The following is a 23636-nucleotide window of genomic DNA, read 5'->3' on the forward strand; positions in this document are numbered from 1 at the left end:
TTCCTATCAACGTATTTCGGGCGAAAACCAATCCGTCCGTCTGGTCTGTGCGATTAACTCTCTGGGAGTTGCAGTGATGTTGCTGTCTTCCCGGTGATTGTTCAGGATCGTCCAGATTCTTCTATCGGAGATTGGAGTGTTTTGATGACCGCCTTGGCCTCGGAGCCCGCAGGTCGTGACGCATCGGACACGGTATTCTCTTTTCCCTTGTCAGAGGCACAGATTGGCATATGGAACGCGCAGCACATTGCGCCAGATGAGCCGCTGACGGTCGCGCAGTACGTCGAGATTCATGGTGATTTTGATGTGGCGCGCCTCGAACAGGCCGCCCGTTTATGTGCTAGGGATTTGCAGAGCCCTCGGTTGCGTATCGTCGAGGTGGCAGGAAACCCACGTCAGGTGGTGGGACCGGACGAACCGATCGATATGGCCCGGCACGACTTCCGATCCTGCGACGACCCGCGCGCCGCCGCGATGTCCTGGATGCGCCGCGATTCCGCGATGTCGATTCCGCTGCTGGACCATCGGCTCTTCGAGTCCGCCGTACTGCGCACCGGTGACGACGAATACCTCTGGTACGCCAAGATGCACCACATCGCCATCGACGGCTACGGGGCGATGCTGCTCGTCGCGCGCATTGCCGAGCACTACACCGCGCTCACCGACGGTGCGGCGCCGAGTCAGTCGGCCGCCAAGGATCTGCACTCCATCTACGAATCCGAACTCGCGTACCGCGAATCGGCGGCTTTCGCCGAGGACCGCCGCTTCTGGCGCGGCCGGTTGAACGCCATCGGATCGACCTTCAGCCTGAGCGACCGTTATGGCGCCGCGGGTGCGGAGCGGTGGATCGAAGGCGGCGTGCTGCCTGCGACCTGCCGCACCGAACTCGATGCGGTACGTGAACGATTCGGCGCCTCACGCCCCGCTCTGCTGACCGCCGGTGTGGCCGCCTACCTCGCCGCCGTGACCGGCAGGACGCAGGTCACGCTGAGCCTGCCGGTGACCGCCCGCACCACCCCCGAGCTGCGTATGTCCTCGGGCTATGTCTCGAATGTGGTTCCGCTGCACGTCGATATCGCCGCGCACACCACGGTCGCGGATCTGGTCGGCCGGGTCGACCCCAGCATTCGGGACGCACTGCGGCATCAGCGCTACCGGCACGAGGATATGCAGCGCGATCGCGGCGCGGCGGGTGAGCACCGCAGCTTCTTCGGCCCGGTGGTCAACATCATGCTGTTCCACAACGGTCTTCGTTTCGGCCGGGCGGCCGCGACCATGCATCTGCTGTCGACCGGACCGGTGGAGGACCTGTCGGTCAATATCTACAACGGCTCCGGCGCGGGTGAGCTGCATGTCGACTTCATCGGCAATCCGGCGCGCTATACCGCCGACGAACTGCGCGCGCATCATCGCCGCTTCCTGGACTACCTCACCGAATTCCTGAGCACCGCTCCCGAATCCGTGCTCGCCGATCTGGCTGTCATGGGTCCGGCGGAGCAGGAACTGGTGCTGCGGGATTGGGCGCGGACCCCCGCGGAATCGCTGCCCTCCGAGGACACGCTGGCCGACCTGTTCGATGCCACGGTCGCCGCGCACGCCGGTGCGACCGCGGTCACCTGCGACGGGGTGTCGCTCACCTATCGTGAGCTGGACGCTCGTGCCAATCGTCTTGCCCGGGAACTCATCCGGCACGGCGTGGGCCCGGAGACGCTGGTCGCGGTGGCGCTGCCGCGCTCCCTGGACCTGGTGATCGCCCTGCTCGCGGTGATCAAGGCCGGCGGCGGATACCTCCCGATCGATCCGGACTATCCGGCCGATCGCATCGCGTACATGCTCACCGACGCCGGGCCCGCGTGCGCGATCAGTTCCGCGGCGCTGCGTTCGGCGCTGCCGGCCGGACTGCCGATCATCGCCGTGGAGTCCGTGGACCCCGCCGCCGACGGCAGTCCTGTCGCCGCGGCCGAGCGCCGGGGCACGCTCACGCCGGGCAATGTCGCCTACGTCATCTACACCTCCGGATCCACCGGCCGCCCCAAGGGCGTGCAGATCCCGCACGCGAATGTCGCGACCCTGTTCGGAAACACCGACCGCGCCTACGGATTCGATCAGAGTGATGTGTGGACGCTGTTCCACTCCTATGCTTTCGACTTCTCGGTATGGGAACTGTGGGGTCCGCTGCTGTACGGCGGCACGCTGGTCGTCGTCGATTACGAGACCTCGCGGTCGCCCGAACTGTTCCTGGCGCTGCTGCGCCGGGAGCGGGTGACGGTGCTCAACCAGACGCCGTCCGCCTTCTCGCAGCTCGTCGAGGCCGATCGCGTCGAGGCGGAACGCGATCCGGCCGTGACTCCGCTCGCGCTGCGCTACATCATCTTCGGCGGTGAGGCCCTGGAGCCGCGCCGGCTGGCGGACTGGTACAGCCGCCATCACGACCACGCACCGCGCCTGGTCAATATGTACGGCATTACCGAGACGACCGTCCATGTCACGCAGCGCGCACTCGATCGTGCGGCCGCGGCCTCCGGCGGCGGTGGTATCGGCCGGGCCATTCCGGGTCTGGGAATCTTCCTGCTGGACAGCCGATTGCGACCGGCGCCCATCGGCGTCGCCGGCGAGATCTATGTCTCCGGCGCCCAGCTCGCGCGCGGTTACCTCGGGCAGCCCGCGCTCTCGGGCGCGCGATTCGTGGCCAACCCGTTCGGCGAACCCGGCACCCGGCTGTACCGATCGGGCGATCTCGGACGCTGGACTGCCGCTGGTGAATTGGAATACCTGGGCCGCGCCGACGATCAGGTCAAGGTGCGCGGTTTCCGCATCGAACTCGGCGAGATCGAGGCGGCGCTGCTGGCCCAGGAATTGGTGCGGCAGGCCGCGGTGATCGTGCGGCACGACGATGCGGGTGATGCCGGCATCGTCGCGTATGTGGTGACCGAATCGGCTGCCGCACTGGATATTCCGGCGTTGCGCGGCGCGTTGGCCGACCGGCTGCCGGAGTACATGGTGCCCGCGGCCTACGTGGTCATCGACGCGATTCCCCTGACCGCCAACGGCAAACTGGATCGTCGCGCCCTGCCGGAACCGGTGGTGGTGACCGTGGCCTATCGGGCCCCGGGCACCGCGGCGCAGCGAACGGTGGCCGCGGTGCTGGCCGAGGTGCTCGAGGTGGAGCGAATCGGCCTGGACGACGGCTTCTTCGCACTCGGTGGCAACTCCTTGAACGCGACCCGGGTATCGGCGCGCATCGGCGCGGAACTCGGTGTCGCGGTGCCGGTCCGGCTGGTGCTGGAGGAGACGACGGTCGAGGGTCTCGCGGCCCGGGTGTCGGCATTGCTGCCCGAGACCGGTCGCGCCGCGCTCGCCGCGCGGGTGCGCCCGGCGCGCATTCCGCTCTCCCCGGCGCAGCAGCGGTTGTGGTTCATCAACCGCTTCGACCACCGCGCCTACACCTACAACATCCCGTTCGCGGTACGCATGGACGGCGACCTCGATGTCGCTGCCCTGCGCGGCGCGGTCGCGGATCTGCTTGCCCGCCACGAGCCTTTGCGCACCCTCTTCCCGGACAGCCAGGACGGTCCGCACCAGGTGATCCTGGATGCCGCGGCCGCCGTTCCGGAGCTGCCGGTGCTCGAAGTGCCCGCGGCCGAGCTAGGGGAGCGTCTGCGAGCCGTCGCCGCCCGTGGCTTCGAACTGACCCGTGAGACCGCACTGCGCATGGAGCTGCTGCGCACCGGGGCACGGGAACACGTGCTGGCGGTCGTCATTCACCACATCGCGGCCGACGGCTGGTCGCTCGCACCCCTGTTCGCCGATCTCTCGGCGGCATACGCGGCCCGCCTGGCCGGGCAGACCCCACAGTGGGCGCCCCTGCCGGTGCAGTACGTGGACTACAGCCTGTGGCAGACCGAGACCCTCGGCGACGTCGCTGATCCGGCCAGTTCCGCTGCGGCGCAGCTCAATTACTGGCGCACCGAACTGGCGGACCTGCCGGACGAACTCTCGCTGCCCTACGATCGGCCGCGTCCGGCGGTGCAGTCCTTCCAGGGCGCGAAGGTGAACGTCGCGGTGGATGCGGCCGTGCACGCCGATCTGATGCGGCTGGCCCGCGAGACCGACGCCACCCTGTTCATGGCGGTGCACTCGGCGTTCGCGGTGCTGCTGGCGCGCCTGTCCGGAGGTCTCGACATCGCCGTGGGCACACCGGTCGCCGGTCGCGGTGAACAGGAGCTCGACGCGCTCATCGGTATGTTCGTCAATACCGTCGTCTTCCGGGCCCGGCCCGAACTCGGTGAATCCTTCCACGCGCTGCTCACCCGGCAGCGCGCGATCGATCTGGCTGCCTTCGCGCATGCGCAGCTGCCCTTCGAGCGCCTGGTGGAGGAGCTCAACCCGGTGCGCTCCACCGCCCGGCATCCGCTGGTGCAGGTCGGCCTCTCGTTCCAGAACCTGGGCCGGATCGCGGTCGAACTGCCCGGCCTGACGGTGTCCGGCACCGAGATCGAAACCGGTGTGGCACAGTTCGATCTGCAGCTGGTGCTCACCGACCACTACGACAGCACCGGTGCGCCGGCCGGGATCACCGGCCATTTCGTATATGCCACCGACCTTTTCGACGAGCACACGATCGAGGGCTTCGCCGCGAGATTCGCCCGGATGCTCGGTGATGCCGCGGCCCGCCCGCATCGGGTGATCGGCGATCTCGATCTGCTGGACGACACCGAGCGCACCCGAATCCTGCACGGCTGGAACGCGACCGCCCAGGCGGTCGATGCCCGTCAGACGCTGGCCTCGCTCTTCGCCGCACAGGCCGCCCGCACCCCGTCGGCGGTCGCACTCGTGGCCGAGTCGGGGCCGGAGGCCGATCCGCTGACGCTGACCTACCGGGAATTCTCCGAGCGGGTCAATCGTCTTGCCCGCCATCTGATCTCGCTGGGCGTCGGTCCGGAGGCGCGGGTGGCGCTGGCCGTGCGCCGTTCGGCGGAGCTGCTGGTGGGCATGTACGCGGTCGCCGTCGCCGGCGGCGCGTACGTGCCGATCGATCCGGATCAACCGGCCGAACGCCTGCACTACATTCTCGATACGGCCGCACCGCAGTGTGTGCTGAGCACTCGCGCGGACGCGGCCGGGCTGCCCGAGGTGGGTGTGCCGATCGTCGCGATCGACGCGCTGGATCTGGCCGCGGTGCCGCCGTACCCCGTCCTGGACGGCGAACGGCGCACTCCGCTGCGCCCGCAGCACACCGCCTATGTCATCTTCACCTCCGGTTCCACCGGCCGTCCCAAGGGCGTCGCGGTGCCGCATCGCGCCGTGGTGAACCAATTGCTTTGGAAGCAGCGGACTTTCGGTCTCGACGGCGATGACACCGTGCTGTTGAAGACCGCCGCCACCTTCGATCTGTCGGTCTGGGAGTTCTATTCGGCAGTTCTCGTCGGCGGCCGCACCGTCATCGCGACCCCCGACGGTCATCGCGATCCGTCCTACCTGACCGCGCTGATCGAGGACCGCCGCGTCTCGGTGCTGCACCTGGTGCCGTCCATGCTCACCGCCCTCATGGCGGGACGCCAGGCGGAGCTGCCCGCTACGGTCCGGCTGGTCCTGGCCATCGGCGAGGCGCTGCCGGCCGCTACAGCGCAGCGCTTCCGCCGCGCGAATCCGCGCATTCAGCTGTGGAATCTGTACGGCCCCACCGAGGCCGCGGTCTCGGTGACCGCGCACCGGGTGGACGCCGCGGACACCGTGACGGTGCCGATCGGCCGCCCGGAATGGAACAGCCGGGTCTACGTACTCGATACCCGGCTGCGGCCGGTCGCGCCGGGTGTTGTCGGCGATCTGTACCTCGCGGGAATTCAGTTGGCGCACGGCTACGTCAGCCGCGGCGTGCTGACCGCCGAGCGGTTCGTCCCCGATCCGTTCGCGGTGGACGCGGGCGAACGCATGTACCGCACAGGTGATCTCGCGTCCTGGAAGACCACCGGTGAGCTGGAGTACCACGGCCGCACCGACTTCCAGGTGAAGATTCGCGGCTTCCGCGTCGAGCTGGGCGATATCGAGGCCGCGCTGCTCGCCGAGGACGATATCGAGACGGCGGTCGTCGTCGCGCGGGCCGATGCGCAGCGCGGCGATCAACTGGTGGCCTACGTGGTCCCGGCGCCGGGTCGTACCGTCGAACCGGACGTCCTGCGGACTCGCCTGGCCGCCGCCCTGCCCGCCTATATGGTTCCGGCCGCCCTCATGGTGCTGCCCGAACTGCCGATGACGGCGACCGGCAAGGTGGATCGCCGGGCGCTGCCCGAGCCGGTCTTCGCGGTAGCCCGCTTCCGCCAACCGGTTTCGCGCGCCGAGCGCGCGGTGGCCGCGGTCTTCGAAGAGGTGCTCGGGGCCGAGCGGGTGGGCCTGGACGACGACTTCTTCGCCCGGGGCGGTAATTCGCTGCTGGCGACCAAGGTGGCGACGCGGCTCGCGCTGGCATTGAACACCGTGGTCGAGGTGCGGGCGCTGTTCGACGCGCCGACCGTGGGGACACTGGCGGCGCTGCTGGAGCAGTCCGAAACCTCCGGCGCGCGCCTGCTGCTGACGGCGGGGGAGCGCCCGGAGCGCATCCCCTTGTCCCTGGCACAGCAGCGTTTGTGGTTCCTCAACCGTTTCGACACCGATTCGGGCGCCTACAACATCGCGGTCGGCCTGCGCCTGTCGGGCCGGCTGGACACGGCGGCGCTGCAGCAGGCGCTCTCGGATGTGGTGGCCCGGCACGAGGTGCTGCGGACGGTCTTCCCGGAGGACGCCGACGGTCCGCATCAGGTGGTGCTGCCGGAACAGAATGTGGTGGTGCCCTTCGCGCACATCATGTCCGGACCGGACACCGCCGATACCGATGCGCTCGAATTCGCCGGCACCGGTTTCGATCTCACCGTGCAGCCGCCGATTCGCGCGGGCCTGCTGCGGCTCACCGCCGAGGAGCATGTGCTCGTCGTGGCGATCCATCACATCGCCGCGGACGGCTGGTCCTTGACGCCGCTCGCCACCGATCTGGTGACGGCATACGAGGCGCGCCGCTCCGGCGGGGCGCCGCAGTGGGCGGCACTGCCGGTGCAGTACGCGGATTTCAGTGTGTGGCAACGCACTCTGCTGGGCAGTGAGGACGATCCGGAGAGCCCGGCGGCCCGTCAGCTCGGGTACTGGCGCGAACGCCTCGCGGAGCTGCCGGAATGCCTCGAGCTGCCGACCGACCGGCCCCGTCCGGTGGTGGCCTCGCACCGCGGCGCCACGGTGCGCACGCATCTGGACGCACACCTGCACACGGCGCTCACCGCCGTGGCGCAGCGCTCCGGCGTGAGTGTGTTCATGGTGCTGCACGCCGCGCTGGCGACCGTACTTGCCCGGCTCGCGGCCACCGATGATGTAGCCGTCGGCACGCCGATCGCGGGCCGGGTGGACCCCCAGCTCGACAGCCTCGTCGGCATGTTCGTCGGCACCCTGGTACTGCGCACCAGTGTCGACACCGGCGCGTCCTTCGCGGATCTGCTGCGTGCGGTGCGCGATACCGACCTGGATGCCTTCGCACACGCGGAGCTGCCGTTCGAGCGCCTGGTCGAGGTGCTCGAACCGGTCCGCTCCTCGGCGTATCACCCGCTGTTCCAGGTCATGCTGTCGCTGCACAGCTCTGTGCCCGCGGCGGTCGAGCTGGCCGGACTGCGCTCCACCGCCTCGGCGCTGGAGACCGGCGCGGCGCGCTGGGACCTGGAATTCACCCTCATCGAACAGCATTCGGCTCAGGGCGCTCCGGCGGGCATCGATCTGGCGCTGACCTACGCGACCGATCTGTTCGCGGCGGCCACCGCCCGGCGCTTCACCGAGCAGTTCACCCGGGTACTGGCTGCCGCTGCCGCCGATCCCGCCCTGATCGTCGGCGAGCTCCCGATGCTGACGGCGGACGAGATCCGCGCTCTGGCACCGGTATCCGGGCCGGACTCGGCGCCCGTGGCGACACTGGCGGAGATCTTCACCGCCGCGGCCGCCATCGACCCCGCCGCCGTGGCGGTGCGCTGTGGTGATTCCGAGCTGACCTACGCGGAACTCGATCGGCGCTCGAATCGCCTGGCGCGCCTGCTCATCGGGCACGGTGTGGGGCCGGAATCCATCGTGGCACTGGGCATTCCGCGTTCCGTCGATTCGGTGTGCGCCACCGTGGCGGTCGCCAAGACCGGCGCGGCCTTCCTGCCCGTCGATCCGGCCTATCCGCTGCAGCGCAAGCAGCACATGCTGGCTGACTCCGGCGCGCGGTTCGGTCTCACGGTCGCCGCACAGCGCGGCGAACTGCCCTCCGACGGCGTCACCTGGCTGGTACTCGACGATCCGCAGATCACCGCACCGCTGGCGAGCCTGCCGGACACCGCGGTGACCGATGCCGATCGCACTGTGCCGCTGCGTTTCTCGCACACCGCCTATCTCATCTACACCTCCGGATCGACCGGCACCCCGAAGGGCGTGACGGTCACCCACACCGGTCTCGCCAACTTCACGCGCACCATGGCCGAGCGGTTCGGCGTCGTATCCGGTTCCCGGACCCTGCATTTCGCCTCGCCGAGCTTCGACGCCTCGGTGCTGGAAATGCTGCTGGCCTGGTCCGCGGGCGCGACCATGGTGGTGGCGCCGCCGCACCTGTACGGCGGCGAGGAATTGGCGGAACTGCTCGAACGTGAGCGCATCAGCCATGCCTTCCTCACCCCGGTCGCCCTGGCGACCCTGGGTGCGGGCGGGCGAACGCTGCCCGCGCTGCGCGGACTGATCGTCGGCGGCGAGGCCGTCGGCGCGGAACTGCTCGAGCGCTGGGCAGCGGGCCGCGCGATGTTCAATGCCTACGGTCCCTCCGAGGCGACAGTGGCCGTCGCCATGTCGAATGCCCTTGCGCCGCAGCAGCAGATCGTGCTGGGCGGTCCCATTCGAGGCGCCGGACTGGCGGTGCTGGATCGCCGGTTGCGCCCGGTCCCGGTCGGCGTCGCGGGTGAGCTCTACATCGGCGGCCCGGGTCTGGCGCGTGGTTACTTCGCGCAGCCCGGTCTGAGTGCGGCCCGGTTCATTGCCGATCCGTACGGTTCGGCGGGTGAGCGGTTGTATCGCACCGGCGATCTGGTGCGCTGGACGACCGAGGGCGAGCTGGTCTTCCTCGGCCGTGGTGACGACCAGGTGAAGGTGCGCGGCTTCCGTATCGAACTCGGGGAGATCACCGCGGTGGTCGCGGCCCTCGACGGAGTTCGCTTCGCGCACACCGAGGTCCGGCACGATGAGGCCGGGCGCGCACACATCGTGAGCTATGTCCGCGCCGAGGATGCTCGCGAGCTGGACGCGCAGACGGTGCGAGCCCACGTCGGGGCGAAGCTGCCCGCGCATATGGTGCCCTCGGCGGTGGTCGCGCTCGATTCGATTCCCTTGTCGCCCAGCGGCAAACTGGACAGGCGTGCCCTGCCCGCACCCGTATGGGATCTCGGCATCGCGGGCCGCGAACCGGCGACTCCCGCCGAGGCGCTGGTGGCCGGGGAAATGGCGCGCCTGCTCGGGCGCGAACAGGTCTGCGCCGATCACAGCTTCTTCGATCTGGGCGGCAACTCGCTCTCGGCCACCGGGCTGGTATCGCGGATCGCCGCCGCGTGCGGACATCGGCTCGCGGTGCGCGAGGTCTTCGAGCACCCGACCCCCGAGGGTCTGGCGCGGCTGCTGGATCAGGTTGCGGGACAGGAGATCCCGGACCGGCCGCGACTGGGCTCCCTGGCCCGCCCGTCCCGGGTCCCGCTCACCTCGGTGCAGCGGCGACTGTGGTTCCTGAACCAGCTCGACACCGACTCCGGCGCCTACAACATTCCGGTGGCGCTGCGACTGCGCGGCACACTGGATGAGGCGGCGCTGCGTGCCGCACTCGTCGATGTCATTGCGCGGCACGAGATCCTGCGCACCCTGTACCCGCAGGACGGGCAGGGACCGTACCAGGCGATCATTCCCGCCGCCGAGGTGCCGCTCACCCTGGCACTACTCGAGACCTCCGCGCTGGAGCTCGAACAGCATGTCGAGGTCGCCGCCGAACAGGGTTTCGACCTCACCCGCGAACTCCCGCTGCGGGTCGAACTGCTGCGCACCGGGAAGACCGAATACGCGCTGGCGATGGTCGTGCACCACATCGCCATGGACGGCTGGTCGCTCGCGCCGCTGGCCTCGGACCTCATGACGGCCTATGCCGCCCGCCGGTCCGGACTCGCGCCGGAGTGGATGCCGCTGCCGGTGCAGTACGCGGATTACGCGGTGTGGCACCAGGATCTGCTCGGTGACGAGGACGATGCCGAGAGTGTGGCCGCTCAGCAGCTGCGGTACTGGCGCACCCGCCTGGCCGCGCTGCCGGACTGCCTCGACCTGCCCGCCGATCGCCCGCGCCCGGCGGTGGCCACCCATCGCGGCGATTCGGTGCGCACCCGGGTGGACGCCGGCCTGCACGGCCGGCTGACGGAACTGGCGCGCAGCCGTGACGTCAGTGAATTCATGGTGCTGCACGCCGTACTCGCGGTGCTGCTGGCCCGGCTCGGGGGCACCCCCGATATCTCCGTCGGCACCGCGATCGCGGGTCGCGGGGAACCCGAACTCGATGCGCTGATCGGTGCGTTCGTCGGCACCCTGGTGCTGCGCACGCCGGTCGACGGCGGCGCCTCCTTCACCGATCTGCTGCATACGGTGCGGGAAGCGGACCTGGAGGCGTTCGCCCACGCGGATCTGCCGTTCGAGCGGCTGGTCGAGGCGCTGAACCCGGTGCGCTCCACGGCACATCACCCGCTGTTCCAGGTGAGCCTGTCGCTGGACAACTTCCAGGCGCCCGCACTGCGGCTGGCCGGTCTGGATATCACTGCCGCGCCGGTCGATTCGATGGTGGCGAAGTTCGATCTGCAATTCGTCTTCACCGCTGTCCCGGAGGCGGGTGGCGGCACGGGCGGCCTGGACCTGTGCCTGACCTATGCCACCGACCTGTTCGACCGCGCCACGGCCGTGGACCTGAGCCACCGCTTCGTGCGGGCGCTGACCGCAGCGCTCGCCGATCCCGCTGCGGCGGTGGGTGATCTGGAGCTGCTGGCTCCGGAGGAAGCGCGGGCGCTCTCACCCGTGCGCGGTCCGGCCGCCGATATCGTGCTCACGCTGCCGGAGCTGTTCGCCTCGGCGGCCGCCGATCCGGAGCAGGTCGCGCTCGTCGCGGAGCACCGCTCGCTGACCTACGGCGAACTCGACGAGTGGTCGAATCGCCTGGCGCGCACCCTGATCGCACAGGGCGCGGGACCGGGCGAGGTCATCGCACTGGGCCTGGCGCGGTCGGTGGAGTCCGTCGTCGCGACGGTTGCCGTCGCCAAGACGGGTGCGGCCTATCTGCCCGTGGACGTGCGGCATCCGGCCGACCGGATTCGGCATATGCTCACCGACTCCGGGGCGCGCCTGGGCCTGACCACTGCCACGGACCGCGCGCTGCTGCCCGCCGATCTGACGGTGCAGTGGCTCCAGGTGGACGGTGCGTCCGACGCGGAATCGGCTGCGGCAGTGCTGGATTCCGATCGCATCCGCCCGCTGGCCGTCGACGATATCGCGTACGTCATCTACACCTCCGGCTCCACCGGCGTGCCCAAGGGCGTCGCGGTACCGCATCGCGGGCTCGCCGCCTTCGCACTGGAGCAGCGCGCCCGCTACGGATTGGAATCCACCAGCCGCACACTGCATTTCGCCTCGCCCAGCTTCGACGCCTCGGTGCTCGAACTGCTGCTGGCCTGGTGCACGGGCGCAACCGTGGTGGTCGCCTCGGCGGAGATCTACGGTGGCGACGAGCTGGCGGCGCTGCTCGAGGGTGCGGGCGTCACCCACGCCTTCATCACCCCGGCCGCGCTGGCGAGCATCGATATCACCGCCCACCCGCTGCCGGCACTGCGCTGCCTGGTGGTCGGCGGCGAGGCGGTCGGCGCTGATCTGGTCGCCCGCTGGGCGGTCGACCGGGCCATGTTCAATGCCTACGGTCCGTCGGAAGCGACTGTGGCGCCGGTCATGTCGGACGCGCTCACCGCGGGCCGCCCCGTGGTGCTGGGCCGTGCGATTCGCGGCGCCGCGCTGACCGTGCTGGACACCCGGCTGCGGCCAGTACCGGTCGGTGTCGCGGGTGAGCTCTATGTGGCGGGTGCGGGTCTGGCCCGTGGGTATGTGGGCCGGACCGCGCTCACCGCGGAGCGATTCGTGGCGAATCCGTTCGCCACGGTCCCGGGTGAGCGCATGTACCGGACCGGTGACGTGGTGCGCTGGACTGCAGACGGCGAACTCGTGTTCGTCGGCCGCAGTGATGATCAGGTGAAGATCCGCGGCTTCCGCATCGAACTCGGTGAGATCAGTGCGGCGCTCTCGGAGGCCGAGGGAATCCGCTTCGCGCACACCGAGATCCGCCGCGATGAGGCCGGAACGCCGCGCATTGTCGGCTATGTGGTCGCCTCCGGCGACCAGGAGCCCGACCGGCAGGCGCTGCGCGCATTCGCCGCCGACCGGCTGCCCGGATACATGGTGCCCACCGCCCTCGTGGTGCTGGCGGATATCCCGCTCTCGCCCAGTGGCAAGCTCGATCGCCGGGCGCTGCCGGAACCGCAGTGGGAGGTGGCGGCCGGGCGTGCGCCCGGCACGCCCAGTGAGATTCTGGTGGCGAACGCCATGGCCGAGGTGGTCGGCCGCGACGAGGTCTGCGCCGATCACGATTTCTTCGAGCTGGGCGGCACCTCGCTCTCGGCGACCCGATTGGTGGCGCAGCTGGCCGCCACCACCGGTCGCCAGCTCGGCGTGCGCGCCGTCTTCGAACACCCGACCCCCGAGCAGCTGGCGCGGGTCGTGGACGAGCTGCTGGCACAGGACGATCCGGGTCTGCCGCAACTCACCCGCGGCCGCCGACCGGCCCGGGTTCCGCTCTCCCCGGCACAGCAGCGACTGTGGTTCCTGAACCGTTTCGACACCGATTCGGGCGCCTACAACATCCCGGTGGCCCTGCGCCTGCGCGGTTCGCTCGATGCGGCGGCGCTGGCGGCGGCCCTGCGGGATGTGGTGGAGCGGCACGAGGCGCTGCGCACCCTGTTCCCACAGGACGCGGACGGCCCGCACCAGGTGATCGTGCCGGTTGCCGCCGAATTCACGCTGCCTGTCGTCGACGTGGCCGCGGAGGATATCGCGGCACGGCTGTGTGCCTTGGCCACCAGGGGATTCGATCTGGCGACGGCGCTGCCGTTGCGCGCGGAGTTGCTGCGCGCCGGTGAACACGATCATGTGCTCGCGGTCGTCGTGCACCACATTGCCGCCGACGGCGGTTCCGTCGCTCCGCTGGCCTCGGATCTGGCGGCCGCGTATGCCGCACGGCGACAGGGCGCCGCGCCCGCATGGGCCGAATTGCCGGTGCAGTACGCCGATTACAGCGTCTGGCAGCGTGAGCTGCTGGGCGACGAGGCGGACTCCGCGAGTGTGGCCGCGCAGCAGCTGCGGTACTGGACCGAACGCCTGCAGGGGCAGTCGGACAGTCTGGAACTGCCTGCCGACCGGCCGCGCCCCACGGTCCGATCACAGCACGGCGCTTCGGTATTCACCCGTCTGGACGGTTCGTCGCATGCCGCGCTCTCCCGGCTCGCCCGCGACCATGACGCCAGCCTGTTCATGGTGCTGCACGCCGTGCTGGCGGTTCTGCTTGCCCGGATCACGGGCACCGCGGACGTGACGGTGGGCACCCCGATCTCCGGCCGGGCCGATGCGCGCCTGCACCCGCTGATCGGTATGTTCGCCGGCACGCTGGTGCTGCGCACCGAGATCGATCGTGCCGGTTCCTTCTCCGGCCTGCTGGCCCAGGTGCGCGATCACGATCTGAATGCGTTCGCGCACGCCGATATTCCGTTCGAGCGACTGGTGGAGGCCCTCGATCCGGTGCGCACCACCGCGCATCACCCGCTGTTCCAGGTCATGCTGTCGGTGCACGACGCGCTGCCGGCGCTGCCTCGTCTCGATGACGTCGAGGTGGCGATCGAGGAGATCGCACTCGAGATCGCCAAATTCGATCTGCAGTTCACCTTCACCGAATCGCATACCGCACAGGGTGATCCGGACGGCATCGATATCTGCGTGACCTACGCGACCGATATGTTCGAGGCCGAAACCGCCGAGCGCATCGGCGCCCGCTTCGTCCGGCTGCTGTCCGGAGTCAGCGGCCGTCCGCACACCGCGGTCGGCGATATCGACCTGCTGTCGGTCCCGGAGCGCTCCGAGCTCGCGCCCGCGCGTGGTGTGAACGGACCGGTACCGGCGACCCTGGCGGAGGTGTTCAATGCCGCCGCGGCGACGCGCGATGCCATTGCGGTGGTATCGGAGTCGGGCACGCTGACCTACGGCGAACTCGACGAGCGCTCGAACCGGGTGGCGCGGGCCTTGCTCGCGCACGGCGTCGGACCCGGCGATATCGTCGCGCTCGGCCTGCCCCGCTCGCCGGAGTCGGTGCTCGCCACGGTGGCGGTCACCAAGACCGGCGCCACCTTCGTCCCCGTCGATGTGCGCTATCCGGCCGAGCGGATCGCGCATATGCTCACCGATTCCGGTGCGCGACTGGGCATTACAACGGCCGCTCACTCCGGCGCGCTGCCCGAGGCCCTGAACTGGCTCACGCTGGCGGAACTGGAGCAGACCGAATCGGCCGCACCGATCAGCGATTCCGATCGGCTGCGCTGGCTGGGGATCGACGACCTCGCCTACATCATCTACACCTCCGGTTCCACCGGTGTGCCCAAGGGCGTGGCGGTCACCCATCGCGGTATGGCCGGGTTCGCGGTCGAACAGCGCACCCGCTACGCCATGGACTCCGATTCGCGCCCACTGCATTTCGCCTCGCCGAGCTTCGACGCCTCGATCCTGGAACTGCTGCTGGCCTGGTGCTCGGGCGGCGCCCTGGTTCTCGCCTCGCCCGAGGTGTACGGCGGTGACGACCTGGCCGCGCTGCTGGACCGGGAGCGGGTGACACACGCCTTCATCACCCCGGCGGCGCTGGCGAGCATCGATATCACCCGCTGGCCCCTGCCCGCGCTGCAGCACCTGTCGGTGGGCGGTGAAGCGGTGGGTGCGGATCTGGTGGCCCGCTGGGCCCCGGACCGGCACCTGTACATCGGCTACGGGCCGACCGAAACCACCATTATGAGCGCCATTTCGAACCCGCTGGCGGCCGATGACGCGGTGGTGCTCGGCCGTCCGATTCGCGGCACCGGGATGGTCGTGCTCGATGAGCGACTGCGCCCGGTGCCGCCGGGTGTGGCCGGTGATCTCTACATCGGCGGCGACGGTCTGGCACGCGGGTATCACCGGCGGCCCGGTCTGACCGCCGGCCGCTTCGTCTCGAATCCGTTCGCGACCCTGCCGGGCGCGCGGATGTACCGCACCGGTGATGTGGTGCGCTGGACGCAGTCCGGGGAGCTGGACTTCGTCGGCCGCAGTGATGATCAGGTGAAGATCCGCGGCTTCCGGATCGAGCTCGGCGAGATCAGCGCCGTGGTGGTCGACGCCGAATCGATTCGCTTCGCCCACACCGAGATCCGTGATGATGCCGCGGGTCGCCCGGCCATCGTCTGCTATGTCGTCCCGGAGGACGGGCACACGGTGGATGCCGCGCAGCTGCGCGATATCGCGGCCGAGCGCCTGCCCGCGCACATGGTCCCCGCCATGTTCGTGCCACTGGTCTCGATTCCGTTGTCGCCCACCGGAAAACTCGATCGCCGCGCCCTGCCGGAACCGGCCTGGGCGACGGTCGAAGGCGGACGGGCCCCGCGCACGCCCAATGAGAAGCTGGTGGCACAGGTCATGGCCGAGGTCCTCGGTCACGACCAGGTCTGCGCCGATCACGGATTCTTCGAACTGGGCGGCAATTCGCTCTCCGCGACGCAGCTGGTCGCGCGTATCACTGCCGCCTCCGGACAGCGGCTGGCGGTGCGCGCGGTCTTCGAACATCCGACACCCGCCGGACTGGCGCTGCTGCTCGATGATTCGATGGGCGAGGCGTCCGCCGGGCGTCCGGTTCTGATGGCGGGTCAGCGACCCGAACGGGTGCCGCTGTCGCTGGCACAGCAGCGACTGTGGTTCCTGAGCCGTTTCGATCCGGGTTCGGCGGCCTACAACATTCCGGTGGGCCTGCGCCTGACCGGCCGCCTGGACGCGGCGGCGCTGCAGCAGGCCGTGTCGGATGTGGTTGCGCGCCACGAGGTGCTGCGCACGGTGTTCCCCGAGGACGGGCAGGGTCCGCATCAGGTGGTGGTGCCGGAGGCGGCGGCGGTGGTGCCGTTCGTGCGCATCGTCTCCAGCCCGAGCACGGTGATCACCGATGCGTTCGAGCTGGCGCAGGCGGGATTCGACCTCGCGGCCGAGATCCCGATCCGCGCGGCCCTGCTGCGCGTCGGCCCGGACGAGCACGTCCTCGTCGTGGTGATCCATCACATCGCCGCCGACGGCTGGTCGCTCACGCCGCTGGCCGGAAATCTGGTGGCGGCCTACGAGGCGCGCTGCTCCGGCGCCGCGCCCGCATGGCCGGCGCTGCCGGTGCAGTACGCGGATTTCAGTGTGTGGCAACGGGAACTGCTCGGCAGCGAGGACGATCCGGAGAGTCTGACCACGCGGCAGCTGCAGTACTGGACCGAGCGCCTGGCGGATCTGCCGGAATGCCTGGAACTGCCCGTCGATCGGCCCCGGCCGGTGGTGGCCTCCCATCGCGGCGCCTCGACCTCGGTGCGCATCGACGCGGAACTGCATGCCCGCCTGGCGCATTCGGCGCAGTCGAACGACGTCAGCGTCTTCATGGTGCTGCACGCGGTACTGGCGGTGCTCATCGCCCGCACCAGCGGCAGCGGCGATATCGCCATCGGCACCGCGGTCGCCGGGCGCGGCGACGCGGCGCTCGACGATCTCATCGGCATGTTCGTCGGAACCCTGGTGCTGCGCACCAGGATCGACGGTGCGGCCAGTTTCGCGCAGGTGCTGGCCTCGGTGCGCGATACCGATCTCGATGCCTTCGCGCACGCCGATCTGCCGTTCGAGCGACTGGTCGAGGTGCTCAATCCGGTGCGCTCGACCGCACATCACCCGCTGTTCCAGGTGAGTCTGTCGCTCACCAATATGGGTGTGCCCACGGTGCGCCTGCCGGACGTCGCGGTGACCGGCTTCCCGGTCGATCCGGGCCTGGCCAAGTGCGATCTGCAATTCACCTTCACCGAAGCCTTTACCGCGCACGGTGATCCGGACGGCATCGAGATGTCGCTGTCCTATGCCACCGATCTGTTCGATACCGCCACCGCGGACCGGATGAGCCGCCGGTTCGTCCGGCTGCTGGCGGCGGTGCTGGCCCGGCCGGAGGTCGCGGTCGGTGACGCGGATGTGCTGTCCGCGTGGGAGCGTTCGGTGCTGGCTCCGGCGCACGGGGCCCGGGCCGCGGAGCCCATCACGCTGCCCGAACTGTTCGATCGGGCAGTGCGAGCCGATCATCCCGCCCTCGTCACGGCGGAGCGGACGCTGACCTACGGTGAGCTCGACGCCTGGACGAATCGCCTGGCGCGCACGCTGATCACGCGTGGTGTCGGACCCGGCGATGTGGTCGCACTGGGCCTGGCTCGGTCGCTGGAATCGGTGGCGGGTTCGCTGGCCATCGCCAAGACCGGCGCGGCGTTCCTGCCCGTCGATGTGCGTCATCCGATGGACCGGATCCGGCATATGCTCACCGATTCGGCGGTGCGTTTCGGACTCACCTGCACCACCGACCGCGCCGCGCTTCCCGGCGATCTCGGCATCGAGTGGATGCTGGTCGACGAGGCCGCGGAAATGTCCGCCGCACCGTTGGACGCCGGTGAGCTGCGGCGCGCGCCGCGCATCGACGATATCGCCTATCTGATCTACACCTCCGGATCCACCGGTCTGCCCAAGGGTGTGGCCGTCACCCATCGCGGTGTGTTCAACTGCGCCGAGGTGCAACGGGTCCGGTTCGATGTCGAGCCGTCCGCGCGGACACTGCATCTGGCCTCACCGAGCTTCGATGTGGCGGTGCTCGAATTGCTGCTGGCCTGGTCCGCGGGCACCACCATGGTGATCGTCCCGATCGACGTCTACGGCGGCGATCCGCTGGCGGAATTGATCGAGGCGAACGCGGTCACCCACGTCGTCATCACTCCCGCCGCGCTGGCCAGCATCGATGCGGACCGCTGGCCGCTGCCGCGCCTGCACACGCTGATCGTCGGCGGTGAGGCGTTCGACCGGGAACTGGTGGAGCAGTGGGGCCGTGGCCGCGATATGTCGAACGGGTACGGCCCGTCCGAGGCGACCATTGCCACCACCTTCTCCGAGCCCATGCATCCGGAGCGGCCGATCGTGCTCGGGCGCCCGATGCGCGGTGTGAGCACGGTGGTGCTGGACGCGCGGCTGTGCCCGGTGCCGCCGGGTGTGGTGGGCGAACTCTATGTCGGCGGAATCGGCCTGGCGCAGGGCTACCACCGGCGTCCGGAGCTGACGTCGGAACGGTTCGTGGCCAATCCGTTCGGCGGTAAGGGCGAGCGGATGTACCGCACCGGGGATCTGGTGCGGTGGAACGCCGAGGGTGAGCTGGTCTTCGCGGGCCGTGCCGACGACCAGGTCAAGGTGCGCGGTTTCCGTATCGAACTGGGCGAGATCTCCGCTGTGGTCGCGGGGTGCGCGGGAGTTCGGTTCGCGCACACCGAGGTTCGCAAGGACGACGGCGGCCGGGCGCATATCGTCTGCTACGTCGTCGCGCTGGAGGGCGGCGATCTGCAGGCGCGCGAACTGCACGACCTTGCCGCCCAGCAGCTTCCGGCGCATATGGTGCCGTCGGCCTTCCTGATGCTGGACTCGATCCCGCTCTCGCCCAACGGGAAACTGGATCGCCGTGCGCTGCCGGAACCGGATTGGACCGTCAGCGATACCGGTCGTGCCCCGCGCACGCCCGGCGAGGTACTGGTGGCCAAGGCCATGGCCGAGGTGGTCGGCCACGACAGCGTCTGCGCGGACCACAGTTTCTTCGATCTCGGTGGCAACTCGCTGTCGGCAACCCAGCTGGTGGCGCGGATCGCCGCCGCTTCCGGCTGCCGGCTGGAGGTGCGGGCGGTATTCGAGCACCCGACGCCGGAGAAGCTCGGCGCCATGCTCGATCGGATGCTGTCCGCCGGCGGCGGGGACCGGCCCGCGCTGGTGTCCCGCCCCCGGCCCGCACGCATTCCGCTGTCTCCGGCGCAGCAGCGGCTCTGGCTGCTGAATCGGTTCGATACCGCCTCGGGTGCGTACAACATCCCGCTGGTGCTGCGGCTGCGCGGCGCACTGGATGTCGAGGCGCTGCGGCGGGCGGTCGCGGACGTGGTGGCACGCCACGAGGTGCTGCACACGGTGTTCCCGGCGGATGCGGAGGGGCCGCACCAGGTGGTGCTGCCCGTCGCCGATCCGGCGCTCGACGTACCGCTGCACGAGCTCGCCGCCGCCGCGGCGCCGGAGTTCATCCGGTCGTTCATCACGGCGGGATTCGATGTGACACAGCAGCTTCCGGTGCGTGCCGCACTGCTGCAGCTCGCGGCGGACGAGCACCTGCTGGTGCTCGTCATGCACCACATCGTCGCCGACGGCGCCTCGGCGGGACCGCTCGCGGCGGATCTGGCCGCGGCCTATGCGGCGCGGCGGGCGCAGCGGGAACCCGAATGGTTCGCGCTGCCGGTGCAATACGCCGATTTCAGTCTGTGGCAGCACGCGGTGCTCGGCAGTGAGGACGATCCCGAGAGCCCGGCCGCGCGTCAGCTCGAGTACTGGACGAGCAAGCTGGCCGGGACGCCGGACTGCCTCACACTGCCCATGGATCGGCCGCGCCCCGCGGTCCCGTCCCAGCGTGGTGCGTCGGTGTTCGCTCGTATCGACGCCGAATTGCACGACGAGCTCACCGAATTGGCGCGCTGGCACGGTGTGAGTGTGTTCATGGTGCTGCACGCGGTGCTGGCGGTCCTGCTGGGCCGGCTCGGCAGCACCGACGACGTGGTGGTGGGCACGCCGATCGGCGGCCGGGTGGATCCGCAGCTTGATCTGCTGGTCGGCATGTTCGTCGGCACGCTGGTGCTGCGGACGTCCGTCGCTCCCGGCGATACCTTCGCGGAACTGCTCGACACCGTGCGGGAAACGGATCTGGATGCGTTCGCGCACGCCGATATTCCGTTCGAGCGGCTGGTGGAGGCGCTGGATCCGGCCCGCTCGGCCGCGCATCATCCGCTGTTCCAGGTCATGCTCTCGGTGCACAATGTGGTGCCGGGCCTGCCGCAGCTGGCCGAGGTGACCGCGATCGCCGAGGACGCGGCGTTCGAGGTGGCCAAGTTCGATCTGCAGTTCACGCTCACCGAATCGCAGACCGCGCACGGCGCTCCGGACGGTATCGATCTGTGTGTCACCTATGCCACCGATCTGTTCGATGCCGCCAGCGCGGAAGTGCTGTGCCACCGGTTCGTCCGGTTGCTCACCGCCGCGATCGGTGATCCCGCCACCGCGGTGGGGGATCTGGACCTGCTGGATGCGCAGGAGATGCGCACGCTGGCTCCGGTCCGGGGATCCGCATCGGTCACCACCGCCACCTTCCCGGAGGTATTCGCCGCCGCCGTCGCCCGGGCGCCGGGCACGGTCGCGGTGTGCGACCGGGAGATTCAGATGAGCTACGACCAGCTGGATCGATCCACCAACCGGCTGGCGCGAGCGCTGCTGGCGCGCGGGGTCGGACCGGAATCGTATGTGGCGCTCGGTATTCCGCGCTCGGTCGAATCGGTGCGGGCCATGTTCGCGGTGCTCAAGACCGGAGCGGCGTTCGTGCCCGTCGATCCGTCCTATCCCGCGCAGCGCAAGGAGCACATGGTCAGCGATTCGCGGGCGCGCATCGGGCTGACGGTCTCCCGGTGCCGCGGGGATGTGCCCGTGGGGCCGCAGTGGCTGGTGCTCGACGATCCGGCCTTCGCTGCGGAGACCCGGTTCTATTCGGGCGCACCGCTTTCCGATGCCGAGCTCGTTCGCGCACCGCGGCTGGGCAATCCCGCGTACCTGATCTACACCTCGGGATCCACCGGTGTGCCCAAGGGTGTTGTCGTCACCCATGCCGGTCTGGCCAACTTCGCCGCGGAGCTCGCGCATCGCGGCGGGGTCACCACGCGGTCGCGGGTATTGCATTTCGCGTCACCGAGTTTCGACGCCGCGATCCTGGAGATCCTGCTGGCTCTGGGCAGTGCCGCGACTCTGGTGCTGGCCGATACCGGGATCTTCGGCGGCGGCGAACTGCGGGACCTGTTGCGCGCGGAGCGGATCACGCACGCGTTCGTGACGCCGGCGGCGCTGGCCACCGTCGAACCCGCGGGGCTCGGGGAACTCGAAATGATCATGGTCGGCGGTGACCGCACCGGCGGTGAGCTGGTGCAGCGCTGGGTCGGTGCCGATGTACCGGGTCGCACCATGCTCAATGCGTACGGTCCGTCCGAGATCACGGTCGCCGCGAGCATCAGCGCGGGATTGCGGCCGGGCGTGCCCGTCACCATCGGCGGAGCGCTGCGCGGCTTTGCGCTGATGGTGCTCGACGGGCGGCTGCGTCCGGTGCCGGCAGGTGTGCCGGGAGAGCTGTATATCGCCGGAATCGCCCTGGCGCGTGGCTATCACCGCCGTCCCGCGCTGACCGCCGAGCGGTTCATCGCGAGTCCGTTCGGGGCGCCCGGTGACCGCATGTACCGCACGGGTGATCTGGTGCGCTGGGTGATGTCGAGTGGCCGGCAAGAGCTGGAGTACCTCGGCCGCAGCGATGATCAGGTGAAGATCCGCGGGTTCCGCATCGAGTTCGGCGAGATCAATGCCGCGCTCTCGGACCGCGCCGAGGTGAGCGCGGCGACGACCATCGGATACGAGATGGCCAGCGGTGCACTGATTCTCGCCGCCTACGTCGTGCCGGCGTCCGGCGCCACGGTGAACGTCGAGGAGCTGCGGCGGTACGTGGCCGGTCGTGTGCCGGGATACATGGTGCCGCAGTCGATTACGGTCCTGGAATCCCTGCCGCTGACACCGGCCGGGAAGCTGGATCGCACGGCGCTGCCCGAGCCGGAGCTGCTCGCGGCGGCGACCTTCCGTGCGCCCGGCACGCCCGTCGAGGTGCTGGTGTGCGCCGCCTTCGCCGAGGTGCTCGGTCTGGACTCGGTGGGCGCGGACGATAATTTCTTCGAGCTGGGCGGCACCTCGCTGCTGGCCACGCGACTGGTCGCGGTGATCCGGGATCAGCACGGGGCCGATGTGCCGATGCAGGCGCTGTTCCTGGATCCCACACCGTCCGGTATCGCCGGTCGGATCGAGGCGCCGTCCGACGGTGATGACGATGCGGTCGAGGCGGCACTGAGTCCGCTGCTGCCGATTCGGCCGAACGGCACGCTGCCACCGCTGTTCTGCGTGCACTCGGTCAGTGGTGTGGCCTGGAGCTACACCGGACTGCTGCCGCACCTGGAACCGGAGCGGCCGATCTACGGTTTGCAGCTGCCGCACCTGACCGAGGACAACTGCGGTCTGGACACGGTCGAGCAGCTGGCGCAGCGGTACATCCGCGAGATGCGGACCGTGCAGCCGCACGGGCCGTATCACCTGCTGGGCTGGTCGCTGGGCGGGTTGATCGCCTATGACATCGCGACCAGGCTGGAAGCGGCGGGGGAGCAGGTCCAGATGCTGGCCATGCTGGACAGCCGCATCCTCGCCGACGAACCGGAGATCGCGGACGCCAGTGCCGGTGAACTGCTGGCGGCGCTGCTGGGTGATTCGAGCCTGGCGGCGGAGAACGTCTCCGCCGAGCGTGCGGCGGAATTGCTGCACGAGCACCAGGGACCGTTCGGTGCGCTGGGGGCCGCCCATATGGAGCGGCTGTACACCGGTTACCTGGCCGGTACCAGCATGGGCTACCGGTTCCGTCCGCGCCGTTACGACGGTGATCTGGTGTATTTCACTGCCACAGAGCCGGATTCACCGGCACCCGCGGGCGGGCAGGCTCCGCCGACACCCGGTGCGGGCCCCTGGCGCGGGGTGGTCCGCGGCGAGATCACCGAGCACTTCGTCGGCTGCTCGCACGTCGATATGGGTTCACCGCGGGCGCTGGACGAAATCGGTCCGATGCTGCGGCAGCACCTCAGCGAAGGTGAATGCCGGACAGGGTTTTCCGTTCAGGCCGCCGCCGACCGGCGCTGGTCGTCATCGAGTACGAATACCGGAACAGGAAGGGACATCGAATGAGCGACACCAACCCGTTCGACAACGAGGAGGGCCGATTCGCGGTGCTCGTCAATGCCGAGGGGCAGCATTCGCTGTGGCCGGATTTCGCGGCGGTGCCCGACGGCTGGCAGCTGGTCCACGAGGGTAGCCGCAAGGAATGCCTCGACTACGTGGAGCAGCACTGGACCGATATGCGTCCCCACAGCCTGGTCGCCGCCATGGCAGCGGACGCTCAGTCCTGAGGAAGGCCCGCGTTCGGTCCTGAAGAAGTGCTGTGAACCAGGCCCCGGCAGTCCGGGGCCTGGTTCGGTCGGATTACGGAAACGATATGGGGA

Annotated in this window: 2 protein-coding genes; both read left to right on the top strand. The window is 69.5% G+C overall.

Annotation, left to right across the window (positions count from 1 at the left end; all coding sequences use genetic code 11):
* Window positions 1-144 precede the first annotated feature (144 nt).
* Window positions 145-23322 carry a non-ribosomal peptide synthase/polyketide synthase gene (locus OG326_RS19480; protein ID WP_327146071.1) on the top strand — a complete coding sequence of 7726 codons (23178 nt, stop codon included), beginning with the start codon at window positions 145-147 and terminating at the stop codon, window positions 23320-23322.
* On the top strand, window positions 23319-23543 hold the full coding sequence (locus OG326_RS19485) for an MbtH family protein (RefSeq protein ID WP_327146072.1): 225 nt from the start codon (window positions 23319-23321) through the stop codon (window positions 23541-23543). The genes OG326_RS19480 and OG326_RS19485 overlap by 4 nt, the downstream gene beginning before the upstream one ends.
* Window positions 23544-23636 lie beyond the last annotated feature (93 nt).

The sequence above is a fragment of the Nocardia sp. NBC_01327 genome (assembly GCF_035958815.1).
Taxonomy (GTDB): Bacteria; Actinomycetota; Actinomycetes; order Mycobacteriales; family Mycobacteriaceae; genus Nocardia.

Excerpts from the sequence above, each read along its gene's own strand:
- OG326_RS19480 (WP_327146071.1), top strand. The coding sequence starts at position 145 with ATGACCGCCTTGGCCTCGGAGCCCGCAGGTCGTGACGCATCGGACACG.
- OG326_RS19485 (WP_327146072.1), top strand. The coding sequence starts at position 23,319 with ATGAGCGACACCAACCCGTTCGACAACGAGGAGGGCCGATTCGCGGTG.